Annotated in this window: 12 protein-coding genes and 1 tRNA gene; 2 read left to right on the top strand and 11 right to left on the bottom strand. The window is 66.7% G+C overall.

The genetic code is table 11. The features are described from left to right. Positions 1-45 precede the first annotated feature (45 nt). The 6 genes from uvrB to polA form a co-directional block, all read right to left on the bottom strand. Complete coding sequence (gene uvrB, locus E3O67_RS15890) at positions 46-2,109, bottom strand: excinuclease ABC subunit UvrB (protein WP_135103144.1); 2,064 nt, start codon at positions 2,107-2,109, stop codon at positions 46-48. Between the two features lie 10 nt (positions 2,110-2,119). Beyond that, complete coding sequence (coaE, locus tag E3O67_RS15885; RefSeq protein WP_134431174.1) at positions 2,120-2,749, bottom strand: dephospho-CoA kinase; 630 nt, start codon at positions 2,747-2,749, stop codon at positions 2,120-2,122. A gap of 410 nt (positions 2,750-3,159) precedes the next feature. Next, a complete protein-coding gene (locus tag E3O67_RS17165; protein ID WP_194092289.1) occupies positions 3,160-3,540 on the bottom strand; it encodes a hypothetical protein in 381 nt (126 codons plus the stop codon). Between the two features lie 141 nt (positions 3,541-3,681). Next, positions 3,682-5,139, bottom strand: a complete 1,458-nt coding sequence (rpsA, locus tag E3O67_RS15875) for a 30S ribosomal protein S1 (protein ID WP_134396092.1) — start codon at positions 5,137-5,139, stop codon at positions 3,682-3,684. Positions 5,140-5,317: 178 nt separating this feature from the next. Further along, positions 5,318-6,994: a DUF885 domain-containing protein gene (locus E3O67_RS15870; RefSeq protein ID WP_135103143.1), complete on the bottom strand. Its 1,677-nt coding sequence runs from the start codon at positions 6,992-6,994 to the stop codon at positions 5,318-5,320. A gap of 80 nt (positions 6,995-7,074) precedes the next feature. Next, the gene (gene polA, locus E3O67_RS15865; RefSeq protein WP_134431163.1) at positions 7,075-9,753 is read right to left on the bottom strand and encodes a DNA polymerase I; all 2,679 of its coding nucleotides are present in this window, start codon (positions 9,751-9,753) and stop codon (positions 7,075-7,077) included. Positions 9,754-9,809: 56 nt separating this feature from the next. On the opposite strand from polA, the gene E3O67_RS15860 reads away from it, so the two are divergent. Further along, positions 9,810-10,241, top strand: coding sequence for a hotdog fold thioesterase (locus E3O67_RS15860; protein WP_134431161.1), 432 nt, complete (start codon positions 9,810-9,812; stop codon positions 10,239-10,241). Positions 10,242-10,315: 74 nt separating this feature from the next. Here E3O67_RS15860 and E3O67_RS15855 read toward each other — a convergent pair whose 3' ends face one another. After that, positions 10,316-10,921 (bottom strand): ANTAR domain-containing response regulator, encoded by a 606-nt coding sequence (locus tag E3O67_RS15855; protein WP_104100541.1) that lies wholly within the window; start codon positions 10,919-10,921, stop codon positions 10,316-10,318. A gap of 38 nt (positions 10,922-10,959) precedes the next feature. On the opposite strand from E3O67_RS15855, the gene E3O67_RS15850 reads away from it, so the two are divergent. Continuing rightward, a tRNA-Leu gene (locus tag E3O67_RS15850) sits at positions 10,960-11,045 on the top strand. A gap of 67 nt (positions 11,046-11,112) precedes the next feature. Here the strand turns inward: E3O67_RS15850 and E3O67_RS15845 are convergent. The 4 genes from E3O67_RS15845 to pyk form a co-directional block, all read right to left on the bottom strand. Beyond that, complete coding sequence (locus E3O67_RS15845; RefSeq protein WP_241979300.1) at positions 11,113-11,604, bottom strand: hypothetical protein; 492 nt, start codon at positions 11,602-11,604, stop codon at positions 11,113-11,115. Beyond that, positions 11,597-12,544, bottom strand: coding sequence for a DUF6545 domain-containing protein (locus E3O67_RS15840; protein WP_135103142.1), 948 nt, complete (start codon positions 12,542-12,544; stop codon positions 11,597-11,599). Before E3O67_RS15840 ends, E3O67_RS15845 begins: the two co-directional genes overlap by 8 nt. Positions 12,545-12,642: 98 nt before the next feature. Then, positions 12,643-13,137 carry a hypothetical protein gene (locus tag E3O67_RS15835; RefSeq protein ID WP_134431156.1) on the bottom strand — a complete coding sequence of 165 codons (495 nt, stop codon included), beginning with the start codon at positions 13,135-13,137 and terminating at the stop codon, positions 12,643-12,645. A gap of 319 nt (positions 13,138-13,456) precedes the next feature. After that, on the bottom strand, positions 13,457-14,902 hold the full coding sequence (pyk, locus tag E3O67_RS15830) for a pyruvate kinase (protein ID WP_134431153.1): 1,446 nt from the start codon (positions 14,900-14,902) through the stop codon (positions 13,457-13,459). Positions 14,903-14,941 lie beyond the last annotated feature (39 nt).

Here is a 14,941-nt window from a genome sequence, read left to right as displayed (position 1 = left end):
GAGCGAACAAATGTTCGATATTCACCAGGGCGTGCGCTCTGTGGGTCAGATGTGGCCGGCCTTCTCCATTTGGCGCAGCTCGCGCTTCAGTTCGGACACCTCGTCGCGGAGGCGGGCCGCGAGCTCGAACTTGAGCTCTCCCGCCGCCTCGAGCATCTGGCCGTTGAGGTCGGCGATGATCGACTCGAGGTCGTTCGCGCCGTTCGCGGCCAGTCCCTGCCGGCGCGGAGTCGCCGCGACGCCCTTGCGGCGCGTGTCGCGGCCGGCCAGGAGCTCGGCGGTGTCTGCCTCCTCCCGGGCGAGCACCTCGGTGATGTCCGCAATGCGCTTGCGCAGCGGGGTGGGGTCGATGCCGTGCAGGGTATTGTAGGCCACCTGCTTCTCCCGGCGGCGGTCGGTCTCGTCGATCGCGCGCTCCATCGAGGCGGTGAGCCGGTCGGCGTACATGTGCACTTCGCCGGAGACGTTGCGGGCCGCGCGGCCGATTGTCTGGATCAGCGAGGTCGCCGACCGCAGGAAACCCTCCTTGTCTGCGTCGAGGATAGCGACGAGCGACACCTCGGGCAGGTCGAGGCCCTCGCGGAGCAAGTTGATGCCCACGAGCACGTCGTAGACGCCGGCCCGCAGCTCGGTGAGGAGTTCGACGCGGCGGAGCGTGTCGACATCCGAGTGCAGGTAGCGCACCCGCACGCCGGCTTCGGTGAGGAAATCGGTGAGTTCTTCCGCCATCTTCTTGGTCAGGGTGGTGACCAGGACGCGCTCGTTGCGTTCGACGCGCTTGTGGATCTCTTCGAGGAGGTCGTCGATCTGGCCCTTGCTGGGCTTGACGATGATCTGCGGGTCTATCAGGCCGGTGGGACGGATGATCTGCTCGACGACGCCGTCCGCGATGCCCATCTCGTATTTGCCTGGGGTGGCGGACAGGTAGACGGTCTGGCCGACGCGTCCCTTGAACTCCCCGAATTTGAGCGGCCGGTTGTCGAGGGCGCTCGGCAGCCGGAACCCGTGGTCGACGAGCGTGCGCTTTCGTGAGGAGTCGCCCTCGTACATGGCGCCGATCTGCGGCACGGTGACGTGGGACTCGTCGATCACCATCAGGAAGTCGTCGGGGAAGTAGTCGAGCAGGCAGTGCGGGGCCTCCCCCGGTTGCCGCTGGTCGATGTGCCGGGAGTAGTTCTCGATGCCGGAACAGAAGCCGATCTGCTCCATCATCTCCAAGTCGAACTGCGTGCGCATGCGCAGGCGCTGGGCCTCGAGCAATTTGCCCTCGCGTTCCAGCTGCTCGAGTCGTTCGTCGAGTTCCGCCTGGATGGTGCCCATCGCCCGCTGCATGACGTCGGTGCTGGCCACGTAGTGCGAGCCCGGGAACACGGCCACGGAGTCGAGCTTCTTGACGATGTCACCGGTCAACGGATGCAGGCTGTAGAGCGCCTCGATCTCGTCGCCGAACATCTCGATGCGGATGGCGAGTTCTTCGTACATCGGGATGATTTCGATGGTGTCGCCGCGCACCCGGAAGTGGCCGCGGGAGAAGTCGATGTCGTTGCGCTGGTACTGCATGGCGACGAATTTGCGGATCAGCCAGTCCCGGTTGACCTGTTGGCCGACCTGGAGGGCGACCATCGCCTCGAGGTAGCCCTCGGGCGTGCCCAGACCGTAAATGCAGGAGACGGTGGAGACCACGATGACGTCGCGTCGGCTGAGCAGGGAGTTCGTGGTGGAGTGCCGTAGCCGCTCGACCTCCGCGTTGATCGAGGAGTCCTTCTCGATGAAGGTGTCGGTCTGAGGTACGTAGGCCTCGGGCTGGTAGTAGTCGTAGTACGACACGAAGTATTCGACGGCATTGTTGGGCAACAGCTCGCGGAATTCATTCACGAGCTGCGCGGCGAGGGTCTTGTTGTGGGCGAGCACCAGCGTCGGGCGTTGCACCTGTTCGATCAGCCAGGCCGTGGTCGCGGACTTGCCGGTCCCGGTGGCGCCGAGCAGCACAATGTCGGTCTCGCCGGCGTTGATGCGACCGGCCAGGTCGGCGATCGCGGCGGGCTGGTCGCCGCTCGGCGTGTACTCGCTCACCACCTCGAACGGATTGACAGAGCGCGTGGGTTCCATACTCCCCAGTCTACGGAGCGCCTCTGACAGTGCGCTGCTGGCTGTGAACCCGCACCTGCTCCCACAGCACGTCGACCTGCTCCAGGGTCTGCTCGAGGGTGCCGCCGGTGTCGATGACGACGTCGGCGATCTTGTGACGGTCGGCGTCGCTGGCCTGGGCGCGGATCCGGCGCTCCGCTTCGCCGGCATCCATCGCCCGCAGCTCCACCATGCGGCGCACCCGGGTGGGCTCGTCGGACTGGGTGACCACGACGAGGTCGAACGGATGGTCGACGCCGGCTTCCACCAGCAGGGGCACGTCGTAGACGACGATCGCGTTCGGATCCTCGGCTTCCGCAGCCCTGATCACGGCGTTCGAACGCGCCCGCACCTCGGGGTGCACGATCGCGTTGAGGCGGTCGAGCGCCTCCGGGTCGCGGAACACCACCGCCCCGAGCGCCGCCCGGTTCAGGCTGCCGTCGGGCAGCAGGACCGTGTCGCCGAACGCCTCCGCGATCGCGGCGAGCCCCGGGGTTCCGGGGCCGACCACGACCCTGGCCAGGTGGTCGGCGTCGATGTGCACAGCCCCGTGCCGGACGAGCCGCCGAGCCACGGTGCTTTTTCCGGATGCGATCCCGCCGGTCAGTCCAATCAAGTACACGCCTGCCATGCTATCGAGCCTCGTGAGGCGCGGCTGGCCTCTCCCCGCTACGGTGACTGTCGCCGAATCGGACGATTGTTGCCCGCGCACCGGGAACAGTTGTCCGAATGGGCAACAGTTGCGGTGGGGGCGATTCAGCGGCGGGGGTTGCCGGTGCAGTCCACCGTCTCCGGTGCGACCAGGCCCTCATTGTAGGCCGCGTCGCGGGTGACTATCCGACCGCCGAAGCCCAGGACGCACGCCAGCGCCCCCGGGGTGGTGCTCGTGGCCGTGAACGTCCACAGTCCGCCGCTCCCGTCAGAGACGCAGGCGTAGGCGTAGGCGTAGGCGTAGGCGTAGGCGTAGGCGTAGGCGAGAAGCGTGACGACCGGCCCGAAGACGGTCTCGCTCCGGGTGGGCGTTTCTCCGGCCTACGTGAACGCGGTGTAGGTGATCGTCGTGGGCGACACGGGCGTCACGGGCGACACGGGCGACACGGGCGACACGGGCGACACGGGCGACACGGGCGACACGGGCGACACGGGCGTCACGGAGTCGTGGAGTCGTGGAGTCGTGGAGTCGTCGGACAGGACCGTGTAGCTCGTGGCCACGGTCGCGGTGTCCGCGCGCGTGCAGTCCCCCGGCACGGGCGACGCAGAGCCGACCGGCGACGGTGATGGAACCGACGACCTGCTCGGGGTGGCCTGCGGTGCTGACGACGACGCATCCGGTGTCGACGGGCCGGTTGCCGCGCACCCGCCGACGGGCAACGCGGTCGCGGTGGCCGCGGAGAGGAGAAGCAGACGAGTCAATTCCGCAGTCTATGGTCGAGCGGGTTTTCGGCACTGGCCCGCGGTCCCGACGCGATTCGACGCGGCACGCATCAACGCGAACAGGCCGGCCCCAAGGGGACCGGCCTGTCTGTCGTGCTGTGTTACGGGGTGGAGCGGTGACTAGTTGGAGCTGGAGAGCTTCTCGCGCAGTGCTGCGAGGGCCTCGTCGTCCGCGAGCGTGCCAGCGCCAGCCGTCTCGCTCGAGAAGGTGTTGCCTGCTGCGGACGGGACATCGCCGACGGCGGTGATCTCGTCGTTCGCGGACGCAACCTGCTTCTTGTGGGCTTCCCAGCGAGCCTGGGCTGCAGCGTAGTCCTGCTCCCACTTCTCGCGCTGGGTTTCGAAGCCTTCACGCCACTCGTTGGTCTCCGGGTCGAAGCCCTCCGGGTACTTGTAGTTGCCCTGGTCGTCGTACTCGGTGAGCATCCCGTAGAGCGCCGGATCGAACTCGGTGCCCTCGGGGTCGACTCCGTCGTTGGCCTGCTTGAGGCTCAGCGAGATGCGGCGACGCTCGAGGTCGATGTCGATGACCTTGACGAAGACCTCGTCGCCGACCGAGACGACCTGCTCGGCGAGCTCGACGTGCTTGCCGGAGAGCTCGGAGATGTGGACGAGTCCCTCGATACCCTCGGCAACGCGAACGAACGCGCCGAACGGAACGAGCTTGGTGACCTTACCCGGTGCAACCTGGCCGATGGCGTGGGTGCGGGCGAAGACCTGCCACGGGTCTTCCTGCGTGGCCTTGAGGGAGAGCGACACGCGCTCGCGCTCGAGGTCGACCTCGAGGATCTCGACGGTGACTTCCTGACCGACCTCGACGACCTCGCTGGCGTGCTCGATGTGCTTCCAGCTGAGCTCGGAGACGTGAACCAGACCGTCAACGCCACCCAGGTCCACGAACGCACCGAAGTTGACGATCGACGAGACGACGCCCTTGCGGACCTGTCCCTTCTGGAGGTTGTTGAGGAACGTGGTGCGGCTCTCGGACTGGGTCTGCTCGAGCAGTGCACGACGAGACAGCACGACGTTGTTGCGGTTCTTGTCGAGTTCGAGGATCTTGGCCTCGATCTCCTGGCCCAAGTACGGGGTCAGGTCGCGAACACGGCGCAGCTCGATGAGCGAGGCCGGGAGGAACCCGCGGAGTCCGATGTCCACGATGAGGCCACCCTTGACAACCTCGATGACCGAACCGGTGACAACGCCATCCGATTCCTTGATCTTCTCAACGTCGCCCCATGCACGCTCGTACTGAGCGCGCTTCTTGGACAGGATGAGACGGCCTTCTTTGTCTTCCTTCTGAAGAACGAGGGCCTCAACCAGGTCGCCGACCTTGACGACCTCGGAGGGGTCAACGTCGTGCTTGATGGAAAGTTCGCGGGAGGGAATGACACCCTCGGTCTTGTAGCCCACGTCAAGGAGAACCTCGTCGCGGTCGATCTTCACGACGGTGCCCTCGATGAGGTCTCCGTCGTTGAAGAATTTCAGAGTCTTTTCGACCGCGGCAAGAAAGTCTTCAGCAGATCCAATGTCGTTGATGGCGACCTGCTTGGGTGCCCGTTCGGTCGTTGCGTTTGTCATGTAGTAGTTGCTCCAGGATGGACATAGCTCGGGCCACACACGGGAAAATCTCGTTCTCGTGCACCGTGCATGGCAGTGGACGGTTCGTCACAAACGTGACAGTCAAGCTTAGCTGTTTGTAAGAGAGGCCGGCAACTTGCCTGCCCCTCCCCGAAACTACGCCGATCGGCCCCGAACGCTAGCCGAGCATCGCCGCGCGGAGGGTGTCCAGGCCGACCCCGCCGAGGTCCAGCGCCTTGCGGTGGAGTTCCTTGATCGAGAATGCGTCGCCCTCCCGTTCCGCATAGGTGTCCCGGAGTTCCTCCCAGATGCGCTGCCCGACCTTGTAGGACGGCGCCTGTCCAGGCCAGCCGAGGTACCGGTTGACCTCGAACGTGACGAAGCTCGCGTTCATGTTCACGTTCCGGCCGAGGAAGTCGAAGGCGTGGTCGGCGGTCCAGGGACCGGAGCCGTCGGGCAGCTGCTTCTCGAGGTGCACGCCGATGTCGAGCACGACGCGTGCGGCGCGCATCCGTTGCCCGTCGAGCATGCCGAGGCGGTCCGCCGGGTCGTCGAGGTAGCCGAGCTGTTCCATCAGCCGCTCCGCGTAGAGCGCCCAGCCCTCGGCGTGGCCCGAGGTGCCGGCCAGCTGGCGGCGCCAGGTATTCAGCTTCCCCCGGTTGTGCACGGCCTGGCCGATCTGCAGGTGGTGGCCCGGAACGCCCTCGTGGTAGACGGTGGTCAGTTCGCGCCAGGTGTCGAATTCGGTGATTCCGACCGGCACCGACCACCACATCCGGCCCGGGCGGGCGAAGTCGTCCGTGGGCCCGGTGTAGTAGATTCCGCCTTCCTGGGTAGGGGCGATCATGCACTCGAGGCGCTTGATCTCGTCGGGGATGTCGAACTGGGTTTCGGAGAGCTCGGCGACGGCGCGGTCGCTGGTCTCCTGCATCCACTTCTGCAGGGCGTCGGTTCCGTGCAACTTGCGGCTGGGGTCGGTGTCGAGGATCGCGATGGCCTCGAGCACGCTCGCGCCCGGCTTGATCTGGTCGGCGATGCTCTCCTGCTCCAGGACCATCCGGGCCAGCTCCTCCACGCCCCACTCGTAGGTTTCGTCGAGGTCGATGGTGGCGCCGAGGAAACGGCGGGACTGCAGCGCGTAGAGGTCGCGGCCGATGGCGTCGCGGCTGGGGGCCTTGGCCTGGAGCTCGGCGTCGAGGAAATCGGCGAGGGTGCCGTAGGCCTCGGCGGCGCCGCGCGCGCGGGTGCCGAGATCCGTGGCCAGCGAGGCCGGGAGCGATCCTTTCTCGGGGCCGGCATTGGCGGCGAACTCGGCGAAGAAGCCGTCGTTCGCGGCGTGGCGCCGGGCCTGCTGGATGACCTCCCGCACCTGGCGCCGGGCCGGCATGCTGCCGCGCTCGATGCCGAGGCGCAGGGTCTGAATGTAGCCGTCGATGGCCGCGGGCAGAGCGTGCAGCCGGGCGGAGACGGTGTCCCAGTCCGCGACGGTGTCGGTGGGCATGAGGTCGAAGACCTCCCGGATGCCCTGGGCCGGCGACGCGATCACGTTCAGGTCGCGCAACGGCAGACCGGCCTCGGAGCTCTCGAGGTCGAGGGCGAGTGAGCTGCGCAGGTCGGTGCGAGTGACGACGTCGACGTCGTCGACGGCCGTGGCGGCGTCGAGCCGGGCGATGAAGGAGCGGGCCGCGTCGACGCCTCGGTCCAGGCCGTCCGGGGAGTAATCGCCGAAGCGGCCGTCCGCCTCGGTGCGCCCGATGTAGGTGCCCACGGTCGGGTCGATGTCGACGAGGGTGTCCACCCAGTCCTCGGCGATCCGGTCGATCGCCGTGGGGGTGCGCTGGTTGTCGGTTGTCATGACCCGAGCCTAGAACACGCCCACGACTGCGGGCGGGGTGCCGACCCCCGCATTCGGGAGGCCGGCCATCCGGGGTTGACCTAGTGGGCCGCGGCGTCCCAGTTGTCGCCGCGGCCGACCTGCACGTCGAGGGGAACCAGCAGGTCGGCGGCGGTCTCCATCTGGTGCGTCACGACCCGGCGAAGCGCGTCCCACTCCCCCGGGGCCACCTCGAAGATCAGTTCGTCGTGCACCTGCAGCAGCATGCGCGACTCAAGCGCCCCCTCGGCCAGGTCTTCGGCGATCCCGTTCATCGCGATCTTCATGATGTCGGCGGCGGACCCTTGGATCGGCGCGTTGAGGGCCGCGCGCTCCGCGTTCTCGCGCACCATCCGGTTGGCGCTGTGCAGCTCTGGGAACGGGCGGCGGCGGCCGAAGATGGTGGCCGTGTAGCCATCCACTTTCGCCTGCTCGACGACGTTGCGCAGGTAGTCTCGCACCGCGCCGAAGCGGGCGAAGTAGTCGGTGATGAGCTGCTTGGCCTCCTTCGTGTCGATGCGCAGCTGCCGGGACAGGCCGAAGGCGCTGAGTCCGTAGGCCAGGCCGTAGGACATGGCCTTGACCTTGGAGCGCATCTCGTTCGTGACGTCTTCCGGCGCCACGCCGAACACGCTCGCGCCGACGAACCGGTGCAGGTCCTCGCCGGCGTTGAAGGCCTCGATCAGCCCCGGGTCACCGGAGAGGTGCGCCATGATGCGCATCTCGATCTGCGAGTAGTCGGCGGTCAGCAGGCACTCGGCCCCGTTCCCGGCTTGGAACGCGGCCCGGATGCGGCGGCCCTCCTCGGTGCGCACCGGGATGTTCTGCAGGTTGGGGTCGGTGGAGGAGATCCGTCCGGTGGCCGTGCCGATCTGCACGTAGTTGGTGTGGATGCGGCCCGTCTCGTCGATGGCCTTGTCCAGGGTCTCCACGATCTGGCGGAGTTTGGTGGCGTCGCGGTGCTGCAGCAGCATGTCCAGGAACGGATGCGGGTTGCTGGTCTGCAGATCGGCGAGAGCCCCGGCATCCGTGGAGAACCCGGTCTTGTTCGCCCGGGTCTTGGGCATGCCGAGCTGGTCGAACAGCACCTCCTGCAGTTGCTTGGGCGAACCCAGGTTCACCTCACGTCCGATCTCCGCGTAGGCGCCGGCGGCGAGACCAGCGGCGCGTTCGCCGAGCTGGCCGGACAGTGCGGACAACTGTTCGTGCGAGACGGCCACACCGGCCAGCTCCATGTCGGACAGGGACAGCAGGGTGGGCATCTCGATGGCGGTGAGCACCTCACGAGACCCCTCGTCGAGCAGCGCGTCGATGGCCGCAGCCACCCGGAACGTGTACCAGGACTCCAGGGGCACGCCCCCGGCCTCGTTCTCAGCCGGGATCAGCTGGTTGGGGTCGGTCACCGGCAGGGTCTCGTCGAGGTAGCGCGTGACGAGCGTGGCGAGGGTCTTGTCGGGCACCCCGGGGCGCAGCAGCCAGCCCGCGATCAGGGTGTCGAACACCAGCCCGGAGAAGGCCAGGTCGCTGCGGCGGAGCGCCTTGATCTGGCGCTTGGCGTCGTGCATGATCTTGGGCGAATCGCTGGCCAGCCAGGACTCGAACGCGAGGTAGTCCGCGCGTCCGGGCTGCCAGGGCAGGTTGACCGACTCGGTCGGGCCGGACACGCCGAACCCGATGGCGCGGCCGTCCTGCACCTCGACGCAGAGGCCGAGGCCCTGCGGAGCGGCGGCGACGGCCCGGACGATCCAGGCCCCCAACTCCTCGTCGAGCAGGTCCTGGGCTGCGGGGGCTTTCGGCGCGGCGACAGGAGCCTCCTCCGGCACGACCACGGGGACACCCTCGACGGCACCGGCCCCCTCGAGCTTGATCACCCGGTCGAGCAGGGTGCGGAACTCGAGCCGGCCGAACACATCGCGTACGGCCGGCTCGTCGATGGCGCACCGAACGAGGTCGGCGAGGTCCACCGGGAGCTCGAGGTCGGTGACGAGGTGGTTGAGGCGGCGGTTGCGGATCGCGTTCTCCTTCTGCTCGCGCAGATTGTTGCCGACGACCCCCTTGATCTCCTCGGCGTGTTCGAGGATGCCGTCGAGGCTGCCGTAGAGGCCGAGCCACTTCACGGCGGTCTTCTCCCCCACCTTGGAGATGCCGATCAGGTTGTCGCTGGTCTCGCCGACCAGGGCCGCGACATCCGGGTACTGCGCCGGCTCGATGCCGTATTTCTCGCGCACCCGGGCGGGGTCGTAGCGGGTGAGCGCCGAGACGCCCTGGCTCGCCGGGTAGAGCAGGGTGACGTTCTCGTTGACGAGCTGGATGGTGTCCCGGTCCCCCGAGACCACCAGCACGTGGAAGCCCTCCTGGTTACCGCGCACGGACAGTGTCGCCAGGATGTCGTCGGCCTCGAAGTCTTCCTTGGTCAACGTCGTGATGTTCATCGCCGCCAGGGCCTCCTGCAGCAGCGGTACCTGCCCGATGAACTCGCTCGGAGTGCTGGCCCGCGTGCCCTTGTAATCGGCGTATTCGCGGGTGCGGAACGAGTACCGGGAGATGTCGAAGGCCACGGCGATGTGTGTGGGCTTCTCGTTGCGCAGCAGGCTGAGCAGCATGGACAGGAAGCCGTGGATGGCGTTCGTGTGCTGTCCGTCGTGGGTCTGAAAACTGTCCACGGGGAGGGCGTGGAACGCCCGGTAGGCCAGGGAATGGCCGTCGATGATCATCAGGGTAGGCTTTTCGGAATCTGACACAGAGACAGCCTACAAGCGTCATCCGGCGCGGGCAGGTGCAGCGACCGAAGGTGAATATGATCGAGCAGACCACAGACGCCCTCGAGTGGGTCCAGCAGCGGGGAGCCGGCTCCCTGGCCGAGAAAATGGGCATCGAGTTCGTCGAGTTCACGATTGAGCGGGCCGTCGCCCGGATGCCGGTCGAGGGCAACACGCAGCCCGCGATGCTCCTGCATGGTGGCGCCTACGTGGTTCTCGGCGAGTCGCTCGGGTCGATGGCGGCCAATCTGCACGCGGGTCCCGGCCGCCTGGCCGTCGGGATCGAGATCAACGCCACGCACACCCGGTCGGCGACGTCGGGCTACGTCACGGGCGTGTGCACGCCCGTGCATCTGGGACGCACGCTCACGACCCATGAGATCGCGGTCACGGATGACCAGGGTCGCCGCTGCTCGACCATCCGGATCACCAATCTGATCAAGGAACTGTCCAACCGGCCCGAGGCGTAGAGCCCGCCTGGTTAAAACGGCCGGGCAGGCCACCTCGAAGGGTGACCTGCCCGGCCGTCGGCCTCTGAAGCGGGCTATTTCTTGGCGCTGAGCTGCTCGATGATCGCCTGGGCGACGTCGTGCATGGTGAGCCGGCGATCCATGGACGCCTTCTGGATCCAGCGGAACGCCTCTGGCTCGGTGAGGCCCATCTTCTCGTTGAGCAGGCCCTTGGCACGGTCGACGAGCTTGCGGGTTTCGAAGCGCTCGACGAGGTCGGCCACCTCGGCTTCGAGGGTGATGATCTGGCTGTACCGCGAGAGGGCGATCTCGATCGCGGGCAGCAGGTCGTTCGGAGTGAACGGCTTGACCACGTAGGCCAGCGCACCGGCTTCCGTGGCGCGCTCGACCAGTTCCTTCTGGCTGAACGCGGTCAGCAGCACGACGGGCGCGATGTGCGCCTTGGTGATGCGCTCTGCCGCGGAGATGCCGTCGAGGTGCGGCATCTTCACATCCATGATGACCAGGTCGGGCCGCAGCTCGGTGGCCAGGGCGACAGCGGTTTCTCCGTCGCCGGCTTCACCGACCACCTCGAATCCGGCGTCACGGAGGATTTCTACGATGTCGAGGCGGATGAGGGACTCATCCTCGGCAACGACAACGCGGCGAGGAGGTACTGGGGTGGAGTCTTGGTCGGTCACGGGGGAAAGCCTACGGTATTCTGATGCAGGTGTTGTGAGCCGGTGTGGCGGAATGGCAGACGCGGAGCACTCAAAATGCTTTGTTCGCAAGGACGTGTGGGTTCGAGTCCCACCACCGGTACCAACACCCCAGCGTGTACGTGCCCTCGGTGGCGGGACGTTTCGGCGCTCCCGCGGCTCCGGGCAGGTAGTCAGTCGGTTGGTCGGTCCTGAGCGGGCCGGGCGGCCGTGCCACTCTGCATGTCTTCTTCCAGGAGCGCGGTGATCGAGCGCAGCGTCTCCGGGGACACATCTCCGAGCGCTCGTGCCGCGAAGTTCACGACGCGCTGGGCGCGCAGGCTCTTCACGAACGCCAGCTGGGAGTCGACGCGTTCCGGGAGGTCACTGTCCGAGCCCAGCAGGTATTCGGGTGGGATACGGAAGAACTCGCCGATGCCCTTGAGCAGGTCCACGTCGGTCACGAGAGGTCCGTCCCCGGTGATCATGTACGCCCACCGCGCGCGGGAAAGCGACAGGCCCCGCGCCTGGAGGCCGGCGGCGATCTGCCTGTAGGTGTGCGGCGTGTTGCCCTCGGCGACGACCACGTCCAGCAGCAGGTTGAGCTTGCGTGCCAACTCCCGCTGCGGGCTGATCAGTTCGCCGGGGGTGGTGGACCTTCCGGCGGCTACTCGCGGGTCAATCACGGTGTGCGATCCTGTCGGGTGTCTCTGAGCTGGCAAGGGGGGCGCTGAACGGGACTGTGGCCGGGCCGGCCCGCACGTGGTCCTCGGCGGTGTTGATCAGAATCCGTTCGGCTTGCGTCAGGTACTGGCCGGGATCGAGGAGCAGGCTATCCCGAACCTCGACGTAACGCCGGTAGAGGTGCGCACCGGGATCCCGTACGAGGAGCAGCCCGGCGTGCGAGAGGTCGCTCTCGATGCTGAGTTCCGGGGACCCGTCCAGCAGTCGCCCCCAAAGCGGCGTGATCCGCCAAAGCAGGACGCGGTCGCGGCCGGTCTTCCGGAGGACCTGGATCGCATCGGCCCCGGCCGTCAGGCCCAGTCCGACGGCCAGGCTGATCGGCGCGGCAAGCAGGGCGGCCTGGTACAGGACGAGTAGCCACCCCTGGAAGACGAATCCCCCGAGTAGGACTGATGCAGCCGCGCTGGCCAGGCTGACGGCGGTGTAGATCATGATCCAGAAGCATCCGAATACGACGAAGCCCAGGGCGATCCGAGTGATGGTGCGGCGTTGGGTGCGCCGGTCACGGAGGCAGGCCGAGGCCACCGAGACGGAGTAGTAGGCCATCGCCAGCCAAGTCGTGGCGGCGTAGAGCGCATAGTCGATTCGGGCGAGGAATGGTTGCCGAATATCACTCGTCAGGTGCCAGTCGCCGCCGAAGAATAGCAGGGCCTGCACGAGGATGATCGCACCCGCCACCGCTGCCGTCGCCCGCCGCCGCCGGGACGTGATGCCAAGCGGCGAGATCGCCTCTTGGACGAGGTTGCTCACGAGCGCCACGGACACGATGGCGGTCGCGTGGAAAACGAAGTACGTGACGTGCACGCCGCCCAGCAGAGGATCGACTCGGTAGTAGACGAAATCCGGTTGCAGCGTCAGGGTCGTCGCAAGTGCCGTGAGCACCCAGAACAAAGTTCGACGGTGACCCCGAACGAAAGTCGGCACGCAGAACGCGACAGCAAACCAAAGGGCGACGGACACCGTCAGCAGGATGATCTGCACTAGAGCACCCGTCCGAAGCCGGTGCGGGGGCCGTGGGCCGCGTCGGCGTTGTCCTGCAGCATGATCAGGGCCAGCCGGTCCCCGATCGCCTCGGCGAGGGCTTCCTGCCCGTCGGTGAAGTTGCTGCGCGACAGCGCATACGCGATCGAGTCCAACGGGATGAGCGGCGCGAGCAGCGCGACGCGATCGGCCGACACCAGTGTCTTCTCGTGCCGCAGGATCATGTGGCCGAACTCGTGGTTGATGAACTGCTGCCGGTGGACGGCGGAGTCCGTCGGCGCATGGTGGATGCGCTCGAAGTTCTCGCCCGCGACCTCGATCCACAGCCCGCAGACTCCGGATTCGATCAGGCGCGGACTCGCCGCTCGAATCACGATCGCCTTGCCTCGCAGCCCTTCCATGTATTGGTGCAGTCGCTCGACGGTCAGCGGACGCGGGAGGTCGAGGTCGGCCACGAGCTTGCGCGCCCGTTCCGTACGTGCTTCGTAGTTCACGTTTGGTTCCCCTCCCCGCATGGCCGTCCCCGTGCAGGGCCGATCGGTGACATTAGACATGTCCATCAGGTGCTAGCCTAGCCTTTGGTTGGACATGTCTAGGCTACCGGGTCGGGGGACCCGTGTACGCCACGGACGTTGGCCGCGCTCCGTTCGCGGGGTGTTCACGCGCACAGCCTCCTGGGCGGCACTGTAGGGGAACAGAGTGCCGCCCGGAGGCGGTGAGTCCGTGTGCCCGAGAGGCCAGGGATTTGCAGCAGCACACGACAGAGCCCCGCCACCCGAAACCGGGTGGCGGGGCTCTGTCGTGGTGGCGCTACTAGCTCTTCGCGTAGGCCGGGTGAACTTCATTGTGGGCATCGCCGACGCGGTGCACACGGATGTCGTTCGTGGAACCCGCGATTCCGGGAGGGGAACCGCTGATGACGACGACCTTGTCACCGAGCTGGGCCAGACCCTGGCCGAGCAGGATGTCATCCACCTGTCCGAACATGGCGTCCGTGTGGGTGACGCGGTCGACCAGGTAGGTCTGGATTCCCCAGGTGAGGGCCAGACGACGACGGATTCCGGGCTCCGGGGTGAAGGCCAGCATGGGGATCTTCGACCGCAGACGGGACATCCTTCTGACCGAGTCACCGGACTCCGTGAAGATACACAGGAACTTCGCTTCGACGAACTCGGCAACCTCGATGGCAGCGAGAGTGATCGCACCACCCTGGGTACGGGGTTTGTTCGTCAGCGGAGCGATGCGCTCCAGGCCGTGGTCCTCGGTCGAGGCGACGATGCGCGCCATCGTTTGGACCGTCACGACGGGGTATTCCCCGACGCTGGTCTCGCCACTGAGCATGACCGCATCCGCGCCGTCGAGCACGGCATTGGCGACGTCAGACGTCTCCGCACGTGTCGGCACCGGGCTGTGGATCATGGACTCGAGCATCTGCGTCGCCACGATGACCGGCTTGGCCATGCGACGGGCGATCTCGACCGCGTGCTTCTGGACGATCGGGACGGCCTCGAGCGGCAGTTCGACGCCCAGGTCGCCACGGGCGACCATGATGGCGTCGAACGCGTCGACGATGTCTTCGAGGTTCTCGACGGCCTGCGGCTTCTCGATCTTCGCGATCACGGGAACGCGGCGGCCTTCTTCGGCCATGATCTCGTGAACGCGGGTGATGTCGGCGGCGTCGCGAACGAACGACAGCGCGATCAGGTCCGTGCCGAGGCGGAGGCCCCAGCGCAGGTCGGCTTCGTCCTTCTCGGACAGCGCAGGAACGTTGACGGCGACTCCCGGCAGGTTGATGCCCTTGTTGTTCGAGACGGGGCCGGCGACGACGACCGTGGTCGTGACGACGGTGTCGTTCGTGGCCACCACCTCGACCTTGACCTTGCCGTCGTCGATCAGCAGGAAGTCACCCGGCTTGACGTCCTGGGGCAAGCCCTTGTACGTGGTGCCGGAAAGCTCCTTGTTGCCCAGGATCTCTTCCGTGGTGATCTTAAAGATGTCACCGACGGCCAGTTCGTAAGGGCCGCCTTCGAACTTGCCGAGACGGATCTTCGGTCCCTGCAGGTCGACCATCACGGCGACGGCACGACCGGAGTCGTTCGCCGCTTTCCGTACGTTGGCGTAAACACCCTCGTGGACCTGGTAGTCCCCGTGGCTCAGGTTCATCCGACAGACGTCGACACCGGCATCGATAAGGGCACGAATTTGATCGTAGCTGGATGCTGCCGGCCCGAGGGTGGCGACGATTTTGGCGCGTCTCATACTGAAATATCTCCGATTTCCGCGCTTGTTTGGCGCATC

Source organism: Cryobacterium sp. TMT3-29-2, from assembly GCF_004564305.1.
Lineage (GTDB): Bacteria > Actinomycetota > Actinomycetes > Actinomycetales > Microbacteriaceae > Cryobacterium > Cryobacterium sinapicolor.
This window is presented reverse-complemented; position numbering and strand designations above follow the sequence as displayed.